Source organism: uncultured Thalassolituus sp. (assembly GCF_950066645.1).
Classification (GTDB): domain Bacteria; phylum Pseudomonadota; class Gammaproteobacteria; order Pseudomonadales; family Oceanobacteraceae; genus Thalassolituus.
This window is the reverse complement of the sequence record NZ_CATMFB010000012.1, coordinates 64,076-81,692: the sequence shown is the minus strand read 5'-3', so window position 1 is coordinate 81,692 and position 17,617 is coordinate 64,076. Positions and strand designations below refer to the sequence as shown.

Below are 17,617 nucleotides of genomic sequence, written 5' to 3'. Positions count from 1 at the left end.
TCCGTTACCGTCATCATGCGCTGACACAATGCACAGGAAAATACTAAAGGCGCGCCTCAGAGGCGCGCTGTTTCGAGGTACATGAGCTTATCCCGGCCAAGCTCGTCCATCGGATCGTCACCGAATCCAGCCATAAAATGGCAGCTGTACAGAATTTCTTTTTTATAGGGATCCGTTGCCTTGTGCAGCGGATCACGGCTGTCGAAACCCACCACCAGAGCATCGTATGGGCCGTTGTGCAATTCCCGGCGGATGCTGGCGATGAGGTCTGCCAGTAACTCCGGATTGTTTTCTTTGACGACCGTCGCATGCATGTAGGTGTAGCTGGTCAGGCTGCCGGCGGCAGGGAGACTCAGCCCACCGAACACTTTCACCCAGGCGTTGTAGAAAGGCCGCGCAATCTGCAGCGCTTTACTGTATCCGGCAATGCGGGTCTGCTTGAACTTCTTCTGATCCCAGAGACCGGTCATACCGACCAGCTCACCCTCGTTGAAGGCGAGAAAGAAATCTTCCAGGCGGATGTCACGGTAATACGCATCGTCACTGCCAAGCCGGGAAAAATCATAACAGGGATAAAATTGTTTTTTGCCGGCATTGGCATCAAAGAATGCCTGCATGGTAGCGATATCGTCTGCTGTTGCCCGGCGCACCTGCGAACCGGTTTTGCGTTTTTCGCGCTGGCGCAGCTCAATCATATTCGTTCTGTGTTCGCCCGCAGGGTAATACTTCGGCTGCACTTTAAGACGACCTGAACCTATGGTGTTCATGGACGCTGCGTTATCTTTGAGGATCACGGTCTGATAAAAATCATCACCAATCACCTCGGCTGCTTTTTTGATCAGACGCAGCAGAGCGCGGCCGCCCTGATAATCGCGGTGCACGCGCAGGTCACTGCCGTAGCGAACTGACTGGCGCTCACCATTTACGAAGACGTCTCTGTGCCCCATGCTGAAAGCACCTGCAAAACGATTCTGCTCAGTATCTTCCATCACCCACAGGTCAGGGGCGCTGGTCCCCACCCAGGTGGCCCAGAAATAGTTTGGCTGGCGTTCAAAGTTCAGCAGGATACGGCCTTCCTGAGGCGTATCTGCTAACAGTTCCATTAAACCGGGTGAGTCGGACTCCTGTGTCGGACGGAGAACGAAACGTTGGCTCATGCACCAGCCTCCGCTGCACTGCTGTTTTTCAGCGTTGAACGGATAATGTCTGGCAGTTGATTGTTCTGCCAGAGTACCAGCGGCTCAATTTTGATATTGCCCGCCACCATACCACCGGCGATTTTATGAGAGGTGTACACCTCCATCGCATCCGGTACGACCAGCATTTCTGCGTGTCCAAGCTGACCGAGTTCCCGCGCCAGTTTGTAGTGAAAGTGCTGGCACAGCTGATCTTCCAGCTGACGGCTCAGTTCGTTGCGCTGCTGTACGGCGTCATCACCGCCATTACAGAGCAGGGCATAGACGGGCTTGTTGCGTTCTTCGGAGGACGGCAGAGCCAGCAGAGTAACGGGCGACATGCCGGCGACCCCTGAGAAATGATCGATCAGTTTTACCGCGGAATCCGGTGAGAGTTTTTCGCCCACCATATCAACACCATCAATACGGCTGATAAAGCGCAGACAAGGGCACTGGTTGATAAAGCCCGTCACCAGCAGCATGTCTTTGGTGGAATACCGCAGCAGGCCGTTACCGGTGGTCAGGATCGGACGGACACGCATGTTTTCTTTCAGCTCCCAGCTGAACAGAATCTCATTGGTGTCCAGATCTTCGAATTCATAGAAGTGACTGGTAAACGCCAGCGGGTACAGGTCTCCCATCGGGAACGTCACCACACCTTCTGTGGCGAACAGGCCTTTGCCCTGGAATCCACTGTGCGGGAAAATGGCCTGAAGTTTCTCAGCCCAGCCTTTTGATGATGACGTGTCCCATGAGCTGATCAGGGCCAGATCGGGCCAGATGGCTTTGGTAAATGCCGGGGTGATTTCTCCATCCCACTGGCGCATGTACGCGGCGGCTTTGGCATTTTTCGGCGGCTCAACATTTTTCAGACTGTCGAACGGCGCGACCCAGCGACCGGTTTCCAGTACTTCAGCAATTTTTTCGCGGTGCTCCTGCATCATCTGCAGCAGGCTCATGGCGAAGGTCGGGCTCCATACGGACATAAACGACAGATCGGTACAGGCCACCAGATAACAGGAAGTCGCAAAGAAGGATTCATCCGACGACTCAGCCAGCGAGACGCCCTCAGGTACTGCCATGGTGCCGGCCATAAACAGGCGTTTCCACCATGGGAGGAGTTGCAGGTCATCATTGATACTTTCGCTGACCGCGTTTCGCAGATCGCTCGGCACCCAGGACAGCGACCAGTAATGGCGGCCTTTCTTAATACCCGGGAAGCTGGAGTACAGGTCAGACATCCACGGACTGATTGCCTGATCCGCCTGGTCCAGGAATGGACGGGTATACGGAATCCATTTGATTTTAGAGGTCGAGCCACTGGTCGGCTGATAGCGGTCACAGCTTGACGTTGTCAGCATAGGTTTGCCGGACTGTTGCTGCTCTACGATCATATCGTGCCAGTAGTCGTAGTCAGTGATCGGCACCTGCTCGCGGAATTCTTCGACCGACATGGAGGTGGTCAGTCCGTGCTTCCGGGCGGATTCAGTTCCGACCACCATGGCCAGAGTGTTCTTCAGAATGGCGCGCTGCTGCGCCTCGATATCATGGCTGGCATCTACAAATTTCTTCGCTCCCTGACTGGTCAGGGTCGCCGAAGCGAAATGCAGAATGGAGGTGGCCAGTTTATTGAGGGCGGACATCAGAAGCTCCTGTAAAGTCATGGTGTGGGTGCGTAACCCATACAGAACTCAGGAGGATAAGCCGGAAATGTTAACGACAGACGGACAGTCCAGCGCCTGGCTGACTGTGCGTCATGTTCCGGTGGTGCAGAAGCCTGCGAAGTGGCGTCAGCGCCAGCGCAACAGGCTCCGGGGGTATCCTGGTGAGATCTGTTTTATATTCTTGTTATTTCCAGCCCGGCCCGGATAGCCAGAGCGGTTGCTGGAATTTAATCATAAAGTCGTACTGAACAAAATTCTTTGGCCGGCAGAGCCTTCGGGTTTGGCGCATTTTAGGGACTTTGTCACAAAATGATCCATTCCTGTCAGGATAGTTCAGGCCATCGATTTTTGCAGGCGACGTGCTTTACGCACCCGGAAGGCCCCAACAGTCACTTTTTTGAAGAAGTGCCAAAGAGCACTCGCTGAGACTTCACCAATACATGGCATCTCGGTACCGCGACGCCATTCGTGATTGCGCTCATTGAAGAAACGGATGTTGTCGTTATCAGCGCACATGCTGGAGGTGATCGCGGCAACATCAGACTTCAGAGCGTGATAGCCGTCACCAAAATCGAGAATGCGGCTGTCGGCCTGGTAGTAATCCGGGTACAGCTTGTTGCAGTACTGGTCTACGAGGCCTTCCAGCTCAACATCGTGTTGATCATGGCGAGGGTAGAAACGCTGAAAATTGTTGGTCATCAGCAGATAGGTTTTGTATCCCTTGGAGATCAGCAGCCAGAAAACGTGGGTGCTGGGGTTCAGGAGTTTGGTTGACAGCATCTTGATGGCAAAGGCGGTGTGCATCGCCTTGTTGCCCCAGTATTCCTTTTCAACAATGGTGTCACCACTGAAGACCCCGATGGCTTTCTTCCCACGGTAATCTATTTCTACTTCGTTCCAGGTGCTGAAGCCGACGATGCGACCTGCCGTCTTATCTTTCAGAATGAACACACCACTTTTCTTGTTCATATCCTGAATGAAAGTTGCCAGGTCGGCATTGTGATAGTACTGAGAAAACACAGCGTGCATCTCAAGCATTTTCGGGATGCTGATGTCATGAATACGGAAAAAACGGCAGGACAGCTTTGCGTTAGTTTTCATGTCGGCCTCTGATGAGAATTTATTATTGTTCTTTTTTACCGCCGCCTGGGGCGTACGGTGTATCAGTCAGCATCCGGCTGTTGGGGTCTACCCCGGGTCCTGTCGGTCAGAGAAGTTGTGGCTTAAAAAGTACCTGATCGTCTCAGGAGGGTCTGGCCACAAAAGCTACTCTTGTTACCCGCTGTTACAAGAGGTTGGCTCTGTAACTGCTCTCTGTGAACTAATGTTAATTTTAATCAGGCCGTAAAAGCCAGAGCACTTTTCCGGCCTTACGGTTAGCTGACGTATTATTTGTGCCAGATGGCACCAAAATGACCGGTTATGGCAGGTTGCAACCCTGTGGCTGCCCGATAGAATACCTCCCAACTACTGTTCAGGACCGGAAACGTCTATGTCTCTCGCTGTTGTTACCCTGGCTGCCGGTAAAGGCTCACGCATGAAGTCGCCGCTGCCGAAAGTTCTCCATACTCTTGCAGGCAAGCCCATGTTAGGACACGTTCTGGCGGCGGCCAGTGCGTTGCCGGAGGCCGCGCAGCACGTTGTCATCGGTCATGGTGCGGAGCAGGTGAAAGCCATGTTTGCCGACTCAGGCGTGACCTGGGCACTGCAGTCTGAACAGAAAGGGACGGGTCATGCTGTGGCGCAGGCGCTTCCGGCCATTGCTGATACGGCGGTGGTACTGGTGTTGTACGGCGATGTGCCGCTGATCCGCACGGAAACACTGGAGAAACTCACCGCCATTGCGGCGTCTGGTTCATTGGGTCTGCTGACCGTAACCCTGGAAGACCCTGCCGGGTACGGGCGTATTATCCGTAACAGTGATGGTGCAGTGCAGGCCATTGTCGAGCACAAAGACGCAACCGAAGCGCAGCGTGCGGTGCAGGAAGTAAACACCGGCATCATGGCGGTGCCTGCTGCGCTACTGAAAAAATGGCTCCCCCAGCTGTCTGCGGATAATGCACAGGGCGAATACTATCTGACCGATATCATCGCGATGGCCGTTGCCGATGGCGTGGCAGTTGAGGCGTTGCAGCCTGCGTCTGCCAGCGAAGTTGAAGGGGTGAATGACAGAATTCAGCTGGCTCGTCTGGAGCGCATTTACCAGGCACAGCTGGCCGAAGCTCTGATGGCCGGTGGTGTCGCTCTGGCCGATCCGGCCCGGTTGGATATCCGCGGAACACTGACCTGTGGGCAGGATGTCTTTATTGACGTGGGCTGTATTTTTGAAGGGGATGTCGTCCTGGAAGATGGTGTTCGTATCGGCGCCTATAACGTCGTGCGTAACAGCCGTATCGGTGCGGGAGTTGAGGTTGAGAGCTTCTGTCACATCGAAGATGCCCGTGTTGCAGCCGCCGCTTCTGTTGGGCCTTATGCGCGTCTGCGTCCGGGCGCTGACCTTGCGGAAGGTGCCCGTGTGGGTAACTTCTGTGAAGTGAAGAAATCGGTTATCGGACGTGGCTCAAAAGTGAACCACCTGACCTACATTGGTGACGCTGTGATAGGCGAAGGCGCCAATATTGGCGCGGGCACGATTACCTGCAACTACGATGGGGTGAATAAATTCCGTACTGAGATTGGTGACGGCGCTTTCATCGGGTCCAACTCTTCTCTGGTAGCGCCGGTGTCTGTAGGTGCGGGAGCGACTGTGGCCGCAGGCTCCGTGGTGACCAAGGATGTCGCGGACGGCGAACTGGCGGTTGCTCGTGGGAAGCAGCGCAATATTTCAGGCTGGCAGCGTCCTGTTAAAGATTGATCAGAGCAGGGTCAGCGCCAACCGCACAAAGTCCTGAGAGGTTGCGATACCGAGCAGTCGCCGCTCGCTGTCAGCAACCATCAGGCAACCACTCTTTTCTTTCTGCAGTTTTTCGCCAGCGCCTTTCAGCGGCAGGTCGGCATCGACCAGGCTGACATCGGCAGACAGGCAGTCTTTCACTCCGGTTTTTGCCAGATATTCCTGAAGATGGTGCGCCCCGAATTTATCGGTGATGCGGAAGGCTTCACGCAGAAATTCTTTCTGGCTGAGAACGCCTTCGATGGCGCCATCGCTGTTCACGACCGGTATGTGCCGGACATGTCGTTCTCTCATTAACTTTTCCGCATCATAGAGAGTGTCCTCTGGGCTCAGAGTGACTACATCGCGGGTCATAATGTCACTGATCGTCTGCATCCCTGATGCCTCCTGTTATCTGACACACTAATTAAAGCAGAGGATGGCTGACCTGCTATTCTGTTCAGAGAGTCTGATTCGCTGATTGTGCGGGTCATTACTGGCACAGAGGAGGCTGTATGAGTATTTCCCACCATATCCGCAACTACTACGAACAGCCGGTGGCTGAAGAAATTCAGCGTCAGTTGAGGGAAATGCAGCGGCAGGGGGACAGTGGATACCTGGCTGATATTGCCTGCGTTGCACTGAACCGTTTGCCACCCCGTTACATTCGCTACGAGGTGGACATGGCGTTTTATATGTCTCCGGATGAGCTGGTGGCCATGAAGACCCAGATATCCGAACAGGTGTCCGAGGCGATAGCCTTTGTGGATAAGCATGGCCGGGATGACGAATCAGACGATGACATCCAGTGATACTGAGTTTATTGTAAAGAAGAAGCGCTGGTTATAAGGACGCACCGGAGCCTGAGGGCGATGGGTGGAGACGCGAATGAATATATTGTTAGTGGATGATGACACGGAACTGACAGCCCTGCTGTCGCGCTATCTGGAACGCGAACTGTTTCGTGTGACGGCGGTGCATACCGCCGAAGAAGGACTGGAAGAAGCACTCAGTGGACGTTACCAGGCTGTGGTTCTGGACGTGATGCTACCGGGTGGAAATGGCATTGAAATTCTGCGCAACATTCGTGAACGCAGTGAATTACCCGTGCTGATGCTCACCGCCAAAGGCGATGAAATGGATCGTATTGAAGGTCTTGAGATCGGTGCTGACGATTATATTCCCAAGCCCTGCAATCCACGTGAGTTGTCAGCCCGCCTGCGATCTATTCTGCGCCGCGGGCGTTCGCACGACGTGACAGCGTCGACGCTGGAAATTGACGATCTCGTGATCGATTTCGATCAGCACACCGTAGAGCGCGATGGCGAACTGCTGGAGCTGACCGTCACCGAATTTAACATTCTTGCCGTGCTGGCCCGTGAAGCAGGAAAAGTCGTCGATAAAAATCGACTGGCCGAGAAGTCTATGCAGCGCTCGCTCACTCTGTTCGACCGTAGCCTGGATATGCACCTCAGTAATCTTCGTAAAAAACTTGGGCCGCTTGATGATGGCTCTCCACGTATCAAAACCGTGCGTGGTGTTGGTTATATGTACCAGACGGGGCAAGCCGTCGCGAAAGCCTGATGCGTGGTGTTTTCCTAAAGATCTATCTCGCCTTTATGGTGACGGCGGTCATTACGGCCACCGTCACACTCGTTCTGGCGGCCTATTATCGTCAGTGGTCGAATGACTCTACCAATCTGATCGCTCCTACTGGTGGCTATATTTCGGCCGCCGAGTTGATTCTGCAACAGGGAGGTGAGCCTCTTCTGCTGGAATGGCTGCTGCGTTTTGACCGTCATCCAAGCGTCAATGCGTACGTATTCGATGATCAGGGGCTCAGCCTGTTACCCGTCGTCCCGCAGGGGGTGATGGATTACGCCTATTCACCGGATACCTATGAGGCCCGGATTAATCCGCTGGGGCGCTCCGAGATTCTTGTGAAGGCGCCAATCGAAAGCGCAGAAGGGCGGGTCTATCTGCTGGTTGTTGAGTTTCTTCATCCGCTGGTGGTGTTCAACCTGCCAGCCTATCTGGGGTGGGGCTTACTGGCGTCGTTGCTGCTGTTCGCTATCTGGGGGCTGATACTGTCGGGGTATCTCACCCGTCCTGTGCGGTACATGCAGAAAACCGTTCAGGCGTTTGCCAGTGGTGACTGGACTGCGCGTATGGATCTGCGCTCGCTGAAGCGACGCGATGAACTGGGTGAACTCAGTCGCGAATTCAACCATATGGCGTCGTATATTGAGCGCCTTATTCATGATCAGCGGCAGCTGGTCAGTGATGTGTCTCATGAACTTCGTTCTCCCCTGGCGCGGACCACCGTCGCGCTTGAGCTTGCACGGCTGGATGCCGTCCCGGAACAGGAAGAGCACCTTGACCGTATCGAGCTGGAAACCCAGCGCCTGAACGATATGATCGAAGATCTGCTCAATATGGCGAAACTGGAAACCCAGCAGGATCACAGTCACTGGCGGCATGTTGATTGCGGTCAGGTGCTGAACCAGGTGGTGGAGGATGCACGCTTCGAACGTCAGGAAAGCATCATTAATCTGACTCTGGCCAGCGATCTGAAAACCGTCTTTGGTGACAGCAAGCTATTGCAGTCCGCCTTCGAGAACATCACCCGTAATGCGCTTCTGCATACGCATGTTGGCACCAGTGTCGATGTCAGTGCCCGTATGCGTGATGGCATGCTCAGGGTCGTTATCCGCGACCATGGCCCGGGAGTTCCTGAGGATAAGCTTGAAGACCTGCTGCGTCCGTTTGTCCGGGCGGAAGGCGCGCGTGAACGACTGGGACAGGGGCATCGCGGTTTTGGTCTCGGACTGGCGATCGCGCACCGCGTTATTTCCCATCACCGTGGCCGTATCCGACTGCTTAATCACCGCGAAGGTGGCCTGATGGCCATCATTGATCTGCCTCCGGATGTGTAAGTCTGTTTCTTTACGTTCAGTTTACCCCGGCCAGCTGTAAAAATTTGTAGATCTGCCGTTACAATGAGTGAGTAATAGATCTCACGGGTATTTTGCGTGCGTTTCATTGGAATCCTGATACTTACATCTCTGTCTGCGCTGGCGTTTGCGAATCCGCCACATGCTGGCACTCGCCCTCAGATGAGTATCGAATGGAACAACACCCTGCCAGAGCAGCGCCGTGCCCTCGACAGTTTTTATCAGTCCCTGCCGGTTAACCCGGGTACCACCGGAGCAGCGCAGCCGACGGAGCGGCTCCAGCATCTAGAGCAGTTGCGTGGTATGTCATCCGAACAGCGTCAGCAGATGTTCCGCAATTTTGTTCAGCAGGCTGATACTCAGCGCTTCCGTTAAGAGCAGCGCTCTTTCGTCCCCCCCTTTTCTATTTGCGTCATTTCGGCAATATACAAATTTCACCTAAGCGCTAGAGTGTGCCCTGTCTGATAGTCAGGAATGCATTATGAAAACCCGTATCACCGAACTCCTTGGTATTGATGTCCCGCTGATTCTGCCGGGCATGAGCTGGATATCTACTCCACAACTGGTGGCTGCCGTTTCTAATGCCGGTGGTCTGGGTATTCTCGCCAGTGGCCCGCTGACTCCGGAAGAAACCCGCGCTTCCATTCGTGAAATCCGCTCTCTGACGGATAAGCCGTTCGGTGTGGGCGTGACCTTGCTGATGCCTGGCGCGAAAGAGAATGCGGAGATTGCACTGGAAGAACAGGTGCCGGTCATTAACTTTTCTCTCGGCAAAGGCGACTGGCTGGTGAAGCGAGCCCATGAATACGGCGGCAAGGTGATTGCGACGGTCGTGTCTGAAAAGCACGCACTTTCTGCCCAGAGCATTGGCGCCGATGCATTGTTAGTGACAGGTCATGAAGCGGCCGCTCACGGCGGCGATGTGACTTCGCTGGTTCTGGTGCCAAGCATTGCCTCTAAGGTAGAGATCCCAGTGATCGCAACCGGTGGCTTTGCTGACGCCCGGGGCCTGATGGCAGCCTTGTCTCTCGGGGCAGAGGCGGTAGCGATGGGCTCACGTTTTGCTACCTGCAAAGACAGCCCGCTGCACAACAAGGTGAAAGAAACCGTCGTCAGCAAGACAGAGCAGGAAACCATTTATTCGAAGAACTTCGATGGTCTCTGGGCCCGGGTTATGAAAACGCCACGGTCTGTTAAAGAAACAAAACGTCCGATGAATCTCATTCTTGCAGGGATTGAAGCGACTAAGGCCGCTAAGATTGTTAAGCAACCAGTGTGGAAGATTATGCTGGGGATGCTGGTGATGCTTGATAAGATCAAATTGCTGGCCTATTTCGGAGCCAGTGTGCCACGGCTGCAGGCTGCCACTATTGATGGCGACCTGGATAAAGGGGTGCAGTTTATCGGTCAGACCCAGGGGCTGATTGAAGATATTCCCACGGTACAGCAGCTGGTCGACCGTATCACCAGTGAAGCTAAGGCTTTGCAGGACGCAAATAACCGCTTCTTTTCCTGACGGAAAACCAGCATCTCACTCCAAAGAGTGAGTCTGTCCTGATTAATCCGTGTGCAGTGTAGGAGTTTTGTTACTGTGCACGGATTAATCCGTCCTTGTCCGGATAAGCCATTCTGGGCGGCCATCTCCTCCTTATACTCGTGTCAGCTCTGGCCAGAGCGCCCCCAAATAAAAATAAACACGAGGCGAATATCATGAAAAAAACCATGCTGGCAACAGCACTGGCCTTAGGTATTTCCGCAGAAGCAGTAGCGATGTCAGACACACCGGAAACCGGGTATACCGAAACCCGTTATCCGATTGTGCTGGTTCACGGTTTTCTCGGATTTGATCAGCTGGTGGGCGTAGACTACTGGTACAAAATCCCCGAAACCCTGCAGGAAGATGGTGCAGAGGTTTACGTTATTACTGTGTCGAATACGAACTTCCCTGAAGTCCGGGGTGAGCAGGTTATCGAACAGGTTGAAGAGATTCTGGCCGTCACCGGCGCAGAGAAAGTCAACCTGATTGGTCACAGCCATGGCGGCCCAACAACCCGTTATGCAGGTTCTGTCCGCCCGGATATTATTGCTTCCGTCACGTCTGTGTCGGGTGTGAATAAAGGGACTGTGGTCGCAGATACTCTGATTGAATGGTCGGATAATTCCGAATTGTTCGGGAATGCATTCGAACTCTTTATTTCCGGCATTTCACACTTTGTTGCATTGGCGTCCGGTAACGATAAAGAACTGGCTCCGGTGGATTCTGTACGTTCCATGACGACAGAAGCTTCACTGGTATTTAATGCTGCTCACCCCGGTGGTATCCCGGATACGGCCTGTGGTGAAGGTGATTATGAATATAATGGCGTCCGTTACTATTCCTGGGCAGGTGCCGTGCCGACAACGCGTGGTGTTGATCCTCTCGATCTGATTACGCTGACGTTCTCGCAGTTCTTCCCGGAGGGTGTGGCGAACGATGGTTTTGTTGACCCATGTACCAGTAACCTCGGGATGGTCGTCCGCAATGATTTCGTTATGAACCACCTTGATGAAGTGAATCAGCTGCTGGGCATTCATGACCTTCAGGAAACTGATCCTCTGGCGGTGTTTCGTACGCATGCCAATCGTCTGAAAAACGCAGGCCTTTAATCGCTTGCTCTCCGCGCTGACCATGCGTGGTCAGCGCGGTATTTCTGTATTTCTGCGGAGGATAATTAAATGCGTATTACCTTCACTGGCATTGTTTTTTCGGTAGTTTCAGGCTGTGCTTTATATTTCGGAAAATCGTTAATAACGACGCCCGAGATAATACTTTCGGAAAAACCTCAATTTGCGCCCGGACACACCACAGAAATTCCGCAGGAAATTCGTTCAGTGGCGGGATTCAATCCTGCAGAGATGGCGACATTCCGCGGGGCTGACGAAGATGGTGATCTGGTGGTAATGAATGGCCGCCTGTTGATTAACCGGTCGCTCAGGCGTTGGATGGATTTTTATCTGAGTGCCGTCGGTGAAAAATCATTGGAAGACATTGTTGCGTATATGGAATCCCGGATGCGTTCGCTTCCGGCGCCAGCAAATGCCGAAGCTTTAGAAATCCTCGGCAGTTATCTCAGCTATCGGCGTGATATCGATGACTATGATGAAATTACCGCGCGTAAGATCCAGGGCAGTGACCTTGCCAGTCTGAATGCACGTATGGAATGGATTACGCAGGTGCGACGACTGCATTTCAGCGATGACGTGGTGGCTGCATTTTTTGCCGATGAAGAGGCGATGGACCGTTTTACGCTGAAACGTATGGCTCTTGTGCAGTCGGGTGCTTCCGGTGAGGAGCTTGCGGCAGCGGACGAGGCTTTGCCCACGACCCTTAAGGTGAAACGTGAACAGTCAGGTATGGCTGCTCAGTTGCAGGCCTTACGTCAGGAAGCGGGCGATGACCCCGTGTTGTTGCAGACTCTTCGTGAAGAACAGTTCGGGGCTGACGCAGCAGTACGCCTCGCGTTACTGGATCAGACGAGACAGCTCTGGCACCAGAAGCTTGATCATTATCAGTCACTGATTGATGCAGGCGCCGATGAGGCCCGCCTTACCGCTTTCCGTGCAGAAAACTTCTCCTCCGCCGAGTCTGCGCGCCTGGATGCTGCTCTGCAGGTCAGGCAGTCGCAGCTTGCTTTGAAGTAAGCTGATCTGCCTGCTGGAGTAGAGCCTGTAGTGGCTTAAACAGCGCGGGGGTCGACATCAGCAGATTGTCACCACACAGCTCTGGGTTTGCACCGGCGGGCAATGGGTGTATGTGTCCGGTGATGGCTCCTGCTTCGCGGGCAATCAATTGCGCTGCGGCGAAATCCCAGGGCTTAACACTTTCGTAATACACGTCCAGCCGACCGCAGGCGAGCCAGCAGATGTCCAGTGCTGCTGATCCCAGACGTCGGACGTCGGCACAATTCTGTAGGACGGTATGAAGGCGATTCATTAACAGCGGCAGCTCGTCTTTAACGTATGGAAAGCCAGTTGCGACCAGCGCTCGCTTCAGTTCTTCTTTTCCTGATACACGGATCGGCTGGTCGTTCAGGCGGGCGCCTTTGCCTGCCTGCGCATGAAAGGTTTCCTGCAGAAACGGGTTGTGAACAACTCCGAGCCTGGCCTTGCCCTTGTGGTAATAAGCGATAGACACCGCGACCTGAGGATGCTTGTGGGCGAAGTTAACGGTGCCGTCGATGGGGGCAATAATCCACAGGTGCTCGGCATCGGTTGCCTGCTCTGGATTCAGTTCTTCTGACAGTATCTGATGATCCGGATAGATAGTCAGAATGCCTTCAGTAATCAGCCGGTCGGCGGCAACGTCGGCCTGCGTGACCAGCTCTGTACCGTCTTTAAAGGAGACGCTAAGGGCCTGACGCTGGCTCGCGATCAGTTCTCCTGCCTGCGATGCGAGACGCATCGCCAGTGTCAGTAAATTGGTCTCGTGCATGGCAACCGGTCCGTTAAACAGTGGGTTGTCGGATTATGCGATTGCCCCCGAAGCGATGCCAGTGATATTAGTGTTACACTATTACATTAGGTTCAGGATACATCGCCATGATACGGGTTCATCTGATTACCGGATTTCTCGGTACCGGAAAAACAACTGCCATTCTCGACTTACTGACTCAGGTTCCGGCAGGGCAGAAGTGGGCGGTGTTGGTTAACGAGTTTGGCGAGGTCGGTGTCGACGGTGCGATTCTCACGGCCAGTGGTGCTGTTGTACGGGAAGTACCGGGAGGGTGTCTCTGCTGCGTGTCGGGCCTGCCCTTTCAGATGGGGCTGAACATGTTAATTGCCCGGGAAAAGCCCGATGTCATCCTGATCGAGCCGACGGGTCTGGGTCACCCACGTAAGGTGCTTGAAACACTGCGCAACGAGCATTACCGGGATCTGCTCGAGCCGGGGGCAAACCTGTGTCTGATCGATCCCCGTCACCTCAGCCAGCCACGCTACACCAGTAATGATACCTTTATAGATCAGATACAGCTGTCTGATGTGCTGGTCGCCAATAAAACCGATGCCTGTCCGGAGGAAGACCTCAAGCGCTTTACTGATCTGGCAGAGGCGTCTGTCCCGCCGAAAGTGGCGGTTATCCGCACCACCTATGGCAAGCTCGATATCAGTCTGCTGTCGTTGCCTGCAGACCCCTTGCGGCTGACGTTGCAGGATCATACCGGCCATCACCATCACAGCCGTGAAGAAACCGCCCCCGTTGCGCTCGCTCCCGGGGAGCGTTTCCATCGGTTTGAAGGGCACGGCGAAGGGCATTTTTCAGTCGGCTGGTTATTGGCGGGTGATCAGATATTCAATCTCAACAGGCTGCGCCACTGGTTTGATCTGCTGGATGTTGAGCGGGCGAAAGGACTGCTGCGTACGACGGAAGGCTATTATGTGTTTAACTGGCGGGAGGGGGTGTTGTCAGAAATGCCTACCCGGGCGCTGGAAGAAAGTCGTCTGGAAATTATCAGCGCGACACCTCCCGACCACCAGACCCTGCAAGATACTTTATTCCAATGCCTGGAGACTAACGGATGAAATACTGCCCCCAGTGTCAGGCGGACATTGAAATCCGCATAATTGACGGTGAAGAACGCAAAGCCTGTGCGGTTTCCTGCGGTTTTGTTTTCTGGGATAACCCGACCCCAGTGGTCGCCGTCGTTGTTGAAACTCCTGAAGGGGTGGTGCTGGCGCACAATAAGCTCTGGCCGCCGGGTATGTTCAGTATTATTACCGGCTTTCTCGAGCGCGGCGAAACTCCGGAAATCTGCGCCCTGCGTGAAACAGAAGAAGAACTGGGGCTTTCGGCCACCGGGGCAACCTTTATCGGTTTTGAATTGTTTGATGGTAAGGGAGTGAATGGCCACGATTACAATCAGCTGATTATTGGCTTTCACGTTAAGGCGCAGGGCGCGATCACCCTTGATCAGAATGAACTCGATAGCTATAAAATTATTCCCACAGAAAAATTACGTGGATGGAATACGGCGACAGGAAAAATCGTCGAGCGTTGGTTAGCTCAGCGGTAAACTCATTAAAGCTGTAATAATTACGGCACAGAAACGTAAGAAAACTGCCGCATCACTGACATTCCTTTCATGCTGAATAGAGCACCTGAAAATTTCTCAGACAATTAATGGTGCTTTATGTCTCCTCGCGCGTTATGGCTGGCGTTGCTGGCTTCAGGTGCTGCCCAGGCAGATATCCTGATTAATGAATCCGATGCGGATACCCCCTCTACCGACGTCGCTGAATTTATCGAGCTGTACAACGGTGGTTCTGGTGTTGAGTCACTGACAGGACTGTCGCTGGTGTTCTTTAACGGCAGCAACGACAGCAGCTATTTTTCACTGTCGCTTGATGGTTACGAGACTGGTGATGACGGTTATTTCGTGGTGTGCGGCGACGCAGCTCAGGTGGCTGGGTGTGATCTTGATGTGTCTCCTGACAGTAATCTGATTCAGAACGGCGCAGATGCCGTTGCACTTTACCGGGCGTCAGCGACTGCGTTTCCGAACGGCACGGCGGTAACAACAGAAAACCTGATTGATGCGGTTGTCTACGATACAAACGACAGTGACGATACCGGTCTGCTGCCCCTTCTCTCGACTGGGGAGCCCCAGCTGAACGAAGATATGAATTCGGCGAAGGACACTCAGTCGCTGCAGCGTTGCAGTGGTGGTGCGCGGGAGACAAATGGCTGGAGCGCAGCGGCGCCCACACCCGGTGGAGCTAATGCCTGCGATATCGTTCCTGAACCGCTGATCGGCAGTTGCGGTGACCCGGCAACCGGCATTCATGCCATTCAGGGGAATATCCTTGATGTGAATGCCGATGCATCGCCCTTGCTTGGCTCATTACAGGTGGTCGAAGCCGTCGTTGTAGCGGACCTTCAGGGCGGCCCGCTTGCAAATGGTGACAGCTCATATCAGTACAGTGGTTATTGGCTGCAGCAGGCGGACCATGAAGTCGATAACGATGACATGACCTCAGAAGGTATTTTTGTTTACGACTACCGCAGCAATGTGAGCGTCGGTGACCGCGTGCGACTGATGGCGAACGTCAGTGAATATAATCAGGTCACCCAGCTCAGTCAGGTAGCGGATTATATTGTGTGTGCGCAGAATCAGGCTCTGCCAGAAAGCACACCTCTGTCTCTGCCGGTTACTTCACTGACCGAATGGGAAGCGCTCGAAGGTATGCGTGTTCACGCGACCGCTCCTCTGGTGATCAGCGACCTCTACGGCACAGGATACGGACTGGGAAATTACGGTCAGTTTGTTGTGTCATCACGTCTGCATTTTCAGGGTACAGAAATCGCTCTGCCGGGGTCTGAGGTGGCGCTCGCAGCGAATGCACAGCGCACTCTGGATGCGTTATTGATAGATGATGGCGTATCGGCATCGTATCCGGAGTTTATTCCGTTCCCGGACGAAACCGGCCTGCGCGCCGACAACCCTCTCCGTATCGGTGATGAAGTCGCGCAGTTGTCAGGCGTGATGCACGCCTACCGCAATAACTTCATGGTTATTCCTGCAGAAATAACGATTGATCCGGTCAATCCGCGCACCTTGTCGCCACAGGTTGCGGTGGACGCTGACCTGGTGATCGCTGGGATGAATGTACTCAATTACTTTAATGGTGATGGCATGGGAGGTGGCTTTCCTACTTCCCGCGGAGCACCGACGGCTGATGCTCTTGAAATGCAGGGCGCCAAAATTGTTGCTGCACTGACGGCGATCAATGCCGATGTGATTGGTCTGATGGAAATCGAAAATGACGGTTATGGCGAGTCCAGTGCTATCCGTCAGTTGGTCGCTGAGCTGAACGCGCAGCAGCTGCCAGGGGACGAATACAGTGTGGTGGTTCCTGCGGCTGAGATGCTGGGCAGTGATGAGATTGCGGTCGGGCTTATATACCGCGCAGAACGAGTCACCCCAGTGGGGCAGGCGCGGGTGCTTAGTTCTGATAACTCTCCGTTGGATGAGCAGGGCGAACCTCTGTTTGATGACACCCGTAACCGCCCTGCATTAATTCAGACATTTGCCGTCAACGGTTCTGAGATTACTCTCGCGGTTAATCATCTTAAATCTAAGGGCTCGGCGTGCGGCGAAGAAAACGAAGGCGCAGACGGTCAGGGTAACTGTAATAACAACCGCACCCGTGCCGCTCAGGCTCTGGTCGGGTATCTGGCAGATGATGGGCGGGTGATGGTGCTGGGGGATCTGAATGCCTACAGTCAGGAGGATCCGATGCAGGTCTTCTATGCCGCCGGTTTTTCGAACCTTAAATACTCGCCGGCATCGACAGAAGCACAGCCCTTCAGCTACAGCTTCAGTGGTCTGCTCGGCAGCCTTGATCATGCACTGGCAAGCAGTGATCTGACTGCGGATGTCGTCAGTGTGGACGCCTGGCACATTAACTCTGTAGAAGATTCATTAATGGATTATCTGACGGAAGAAAATGGCCAGCCATACAGTTCCGTCGATCATTACGCACAGCCGGATGCCTACCGCTCGTCCGATCACGATCCTATTGTTGTTGGCCTGAAAATGGTGCCAGAAAATACTGCGCCAGTGCAGGTTGAGGACATTCCTGCGATAGGAATTTCCCGAAGAAATCAGAGCTACCAGCTTGATCTGACACCTTACTTCGATGATGCAGACAACGATGAGCTGGCGTATACATTAATGAATTCATCTGCTCCGGCTCAGGTAACTGAAGGTGGTCTGGTGCAGGTATATTCCGATCGCGATCTGATGAATCAGTTGCCACTGACTCTGCTGATCGAAATCAGCGATGGCCAGTCAGTCATCACAGCGCAGGTGCAGATTGAAGATAGCCGTCGTCAGGTGTGGTCAGACGTGATTAACTGGCTGATTAACCTTTTCAGCCGTTGGTTTAATGTCTGATCCCAATTAAAAAAACCGT

General features: G+C 53.7%; 16 protein-coding genes. 11 read left to right on the top strand and 5 right to left on the bottom strand.

Annotated features, from left to right (window positions below):
* Positions 1–56 precede the first annotated feature (56 nt).
* The 3 genes from Q1L85_RS12060 to Q1L85_RS12050 all read right to left on the bottom strand — a co-directional run bounded on the left by Q1L85_RS12060 (position 57) and on the right by Q1L85_RS12050 (position 3,940).
* The gene (locus Q1L85_RS12060; protein WP_300426447.1) at positions 57–1,157 is read right to left on the bottom strand and encodes a hypothetical protein; all 1,101 of its coding nucleotides are present in this window, start codon (positions 1,155–1,157) and stop codon (positions 57–59) included.
* Positions 1,154–2,818, bottom strand: coding sequence for a GH3 auxin-responsive promoter family protein (locus tag Q1L85_RS12055; RefSeq protein ID WP_300426446.1), 1,665 nt, complete (start codon positions 2,816–2,818; stop codon positions 1,154–1,156). The genes Q1L85_RS12060 and Q1L85_RS12055 overlap by 4 nt, the downstream gene beginning before the upstream one ends.
* A 354-nt stretch (positions 2,819–3,172) precedes the next feature.
* Positions 3,173–3,940 (bottom strand): hypothetical protein, encoded by a 768-nt coding sequence (locus Q1L85_RS12050; protein ID WP_300426445.1) that lies wholly within the window; start codon positions 3,938–3,940, stop codon positions 3,173–3,175.
* A 391-nt stretch (positions 3,941–4,331) separates the two neighbouring features.
* Between Q1L85_RS12050 and glmU the strand changes: the two genes are divergently transcribed.
* On the top strand, positions 4,332–5,693 hold the full coding sequence (glmU, locus tag Q1L85_RS12045; protein ID WP_300426443.1) for a bifunctional UDP-N-acetylglucosamine diphosphorylase/glucosamine-1-phosphate N-acetyltransferase GlmU: 1,362 nt from the start codon (positions 4,332–4,334) through the stop codon (positions 5,691–5,693).
* Here glmU and Q1L85_RS12040 read toward each other — a convergent pair whose 3' ends face one another.
* Positions 5,694–6,107, bottom strand: a complete 414-nt coding sequence (locus Q1L85_RS12040; RefSeq protein ID WP_300426442.1) for an HPP family protein — start codon at positions 6,105–6,107, stop codon at positions 5,694–5,696.
* Positions 6,108–6,226: 119 nt separating this feature from the next.
* Here Q1L85_RS12040 and Q1L85_RS12035 point away from each other — a divergent pair, with 119 nt between their 5' ends.
* The 7 genes from Q1L85_RS12035 (at position 6,227) to Q1L85_RS12005 (ending at position 12,346) form a co-directional block, all read left to right on the top strand.
* A complete protein-coding gene (locus tag Q1L85_RS12035) occupies positions 6,227–6,523 on the top strand; it encodes a late competence development ComFB family protein (RefSeq protein ID WP_300426440.1) in 297 nt (98 codons plus the stop codon).
* Positions 6,524–6,599: 76 nt separating this feature from the next.
* Positions 6,600–7,295 carry a response regulator transcription factor gene (locus tag Q1L85_RS12030; RefSeq protein WP_300426439.1) on the top strand — a complete coding sequence of 232 codons (696 nt, stop codon included), beginning with the start codon at positions 6,600–6,602 and terminating at the stop codon, positions 7,293–7,295.
* Positions 7,295–8,647, top strand: a complete 1,353-nt coding sequence (locus Q1L85_RS12025; protein ID WP_300426438.1) for a HAMP domain-containing sensor histidine kinase — start codon at positions 7,295–7,297, stop codon at positions 8,645–8,647. The genes Q1L85_RS12030 and Q1L85_RS12025 overlap by 1 nt, the downstream gene beginning before the upstream one ends.
* Positions 8,648–8,743: 96 nt before the next feature.
* The gene (locus Q1L85_RS12020) at positions 8,744–9,040 is read left to right on the top strand and encodes a hypothetical protein (protein ID WP_300426437.1); all 297 of its coding nucleotides are present in this window, start codon (positions 8,744–8,746) and stop codon (positions 9,038–9,040) included.
* 82 nt (positions 9,041–9,122) lie between these two features.
* On the top strand, positions 9,123–10,181 hold the full coding sequence (locus Q1L85_RS12015; protein ID WP_307726824.1) for a nitronate monooxygenase family protein: 1,059 nt from the start codon (positions 9,123–9,125) through the stop codon (positions 10,179–10,181).
* A 194-nt stretch (positions 10,182–10,375) separates the two neighbouring features.
* Entirely contained in the window at positions 10,376–11,311 is a 936-nt protein-coding gene (locus Q1L85_RS12010) for a triacylglycerol lipase (RefSeq protein WP_300426436.1), read from the top strand.
* 225 nt (positions 11,312–11,536) lie between these two features.
* Positions 11,537–12,346 (top strand): lipase secretion chaperone, encoded by an 810-nt coding sequence (locus Q1L85_RS12005; protein WP_300426434.1) that lies wholly within the window; start codon positions 11,537–11,539, stop codon positions 12,344–12,346.
* Here the strand turns inward: Q1L85_RS12005 and Q1L85_RS12000 are convergent.
* Entirely contained in the window at positions 12,318–13,136 is an 819-nt protein-coding gene (locus Q1L85_RS12000) for an inositol monophosphatase family protein (RefSeq protein ID WP_300433227.1), read from the bottom strand. The genes Q1L85_RS12005 and Q1L85_RS12000 overlap by 29 nt on opposite strands.
* A 107-nt stretch (positions 13,137–13,243) precedes the next feature.
* Between Q1L85_RS12000 and Q1L85_RS11995 the strand changes: the two genes are divergently transcribed.
* The 3 genes from Q1L85_RS11995 to Q1L85_RS11985 all read left to right on the top strand — a co-directional run bounded on the left by Q1L85_RS11995 (position 13,244) and on the right by Q1L85_RS11985 (position 17,598).
* Positions 13,244–14,224 carry a GTP-binding protein gene (locus Q1L85_RS11995; protein WP_300426432.1) on the top strand — a complete coding sequence of 327 codons (981 nt, stop codon included), beginning with the start codon at positions 13,244–13,246 and terminating at the stop codon, positions 14,222–14,224.
* Positions 14,221–14,715 carry an NUDIX domain-containing protein gene (locus tag Q1L85_RS11990; RefSeq protein ID WP_300426431.1) on the top strand — a complete coding sequence of 165 codons (495 nt, stop codon included), beginning with the start codon at positions 14,221–14,223 and terminating at the stop codon, positions 14,713–14,715. The genes Q1L85_RS11995 and Q1L85_RS11990 overlap by 4 nt, the downstream gene beginning before the upstream one ends.
* A gap of 117 nt (positions 14,716–14,832) precedes the next feature.
* The gene (locus tag Q1L85_RS11985) at positions 14,833–17,598 is read left to right on the top strand and encodes an ExeM/NucH family extracellular endonuclease (protein WP_300433225.1); all 2,766 of its coding nucleotides are present in this window, start codon (positions 14,833–14,835) and stop codon (positions 17,596–17,598) included.
* Positions 17,599–17,617 lie beyond the last annotated feature (19 nt).

Excerpts from the sequence above, each read along its gene's own strand:
- glmU (WP_300426443.1), top strand. The coding sequence starts at position 4,332 with ATGTCTCTCGCTGTTGTTACCCTGGCTGCCGGTAAAGGCTCACGCATG.
- Q1L85_RS11985 (WP_300433225.1), top strand. The coding sequence starts at position 14,833 with ATGTCTCCTCGCGCGTTATGGCTGGCGTTGCTGGCTTCAGGTGCTGCC.
- Q1L85_RS12040 (WP_300426442.1), bottom strand. The coding sequence starts at position 6,107 with ATGCAGACGATCAGTGACATTATGACCCGCGATGTAGTCACTCTGAGC.
- Q1L85_RS12050 (WP_300426445.1), bottom strand. The coding sequence starts at position 3,940 with ATGAAAACTAACGCAAAGCTGTCCTGCCGTTTTTTCCGTATTCATGAC.
- Q1L85_RS12035 (WP_300426440.1), top strand. The coding sequence starts at position 6,227 with ATGAGTATTTCCCACCATATCCGCAACTACTACGAACAGCCGGTGGCT.
- Q1L85_RS12055 (WP_300426446.1), bottom strand. The coding sequence starts at position 2,818 with ATGTCCGCCCTCAATAAACTGGCCACCTCCATTCTGCATTTCGCTTCG.
- Q1L85_RS12010 (WP_300426436.1), top strand. The coding sequence starts at position 10,376 with ATGAAAAAAACCATGCTGGCAACAGCACTGGCCTTAGGTATTTCCGCA.
- Q1L85_RS12030 (WP_300426439.1), top strand. The coding sequence starts at position 6,600 with ATGAATATATTGTTAGTGGATGATGACACGGAACTGACAGCCCTGCTG.
- Q1L85_RS11995 (WP_300426432.1), top strand. The coding sequence starts at position 13,244 with ATGATACGGGTTCATCTGATTACCGGATTTCTCGGTACCGGAAAAACA.
- Q1L85_RS12060 (WP_300426447.1), bottom strand. The coding sequence starts at position 1,157 with ATGAGCCAACGTTTCGTTCTCCGTCCGACACAGGAGTCCGACTCACCC.
- Q1L85_RS11990 (WP_300426431.1), top strand. The coding sequence starts at position 14,221 with ATGAAATACTGCCCCCAGTGTCAGGCGGACATTGAAATCCGCATAATT.
- Q1L85_RS12025 (WP_300426438.1), top strand. The coding sequence starts at position 7,295 with ATGCGTGGTGTTTTCCTAAAGATCTATCTCGCCTTTATGGTGACGGCG.
- Q1L85_RS12000 (WP_300433227.1), bottom strand. The coding sequence starts at position 13,136 with ATGCACGAGACCAATTTACTGACACTGGCGATGCGTCTCGCATCGCAG.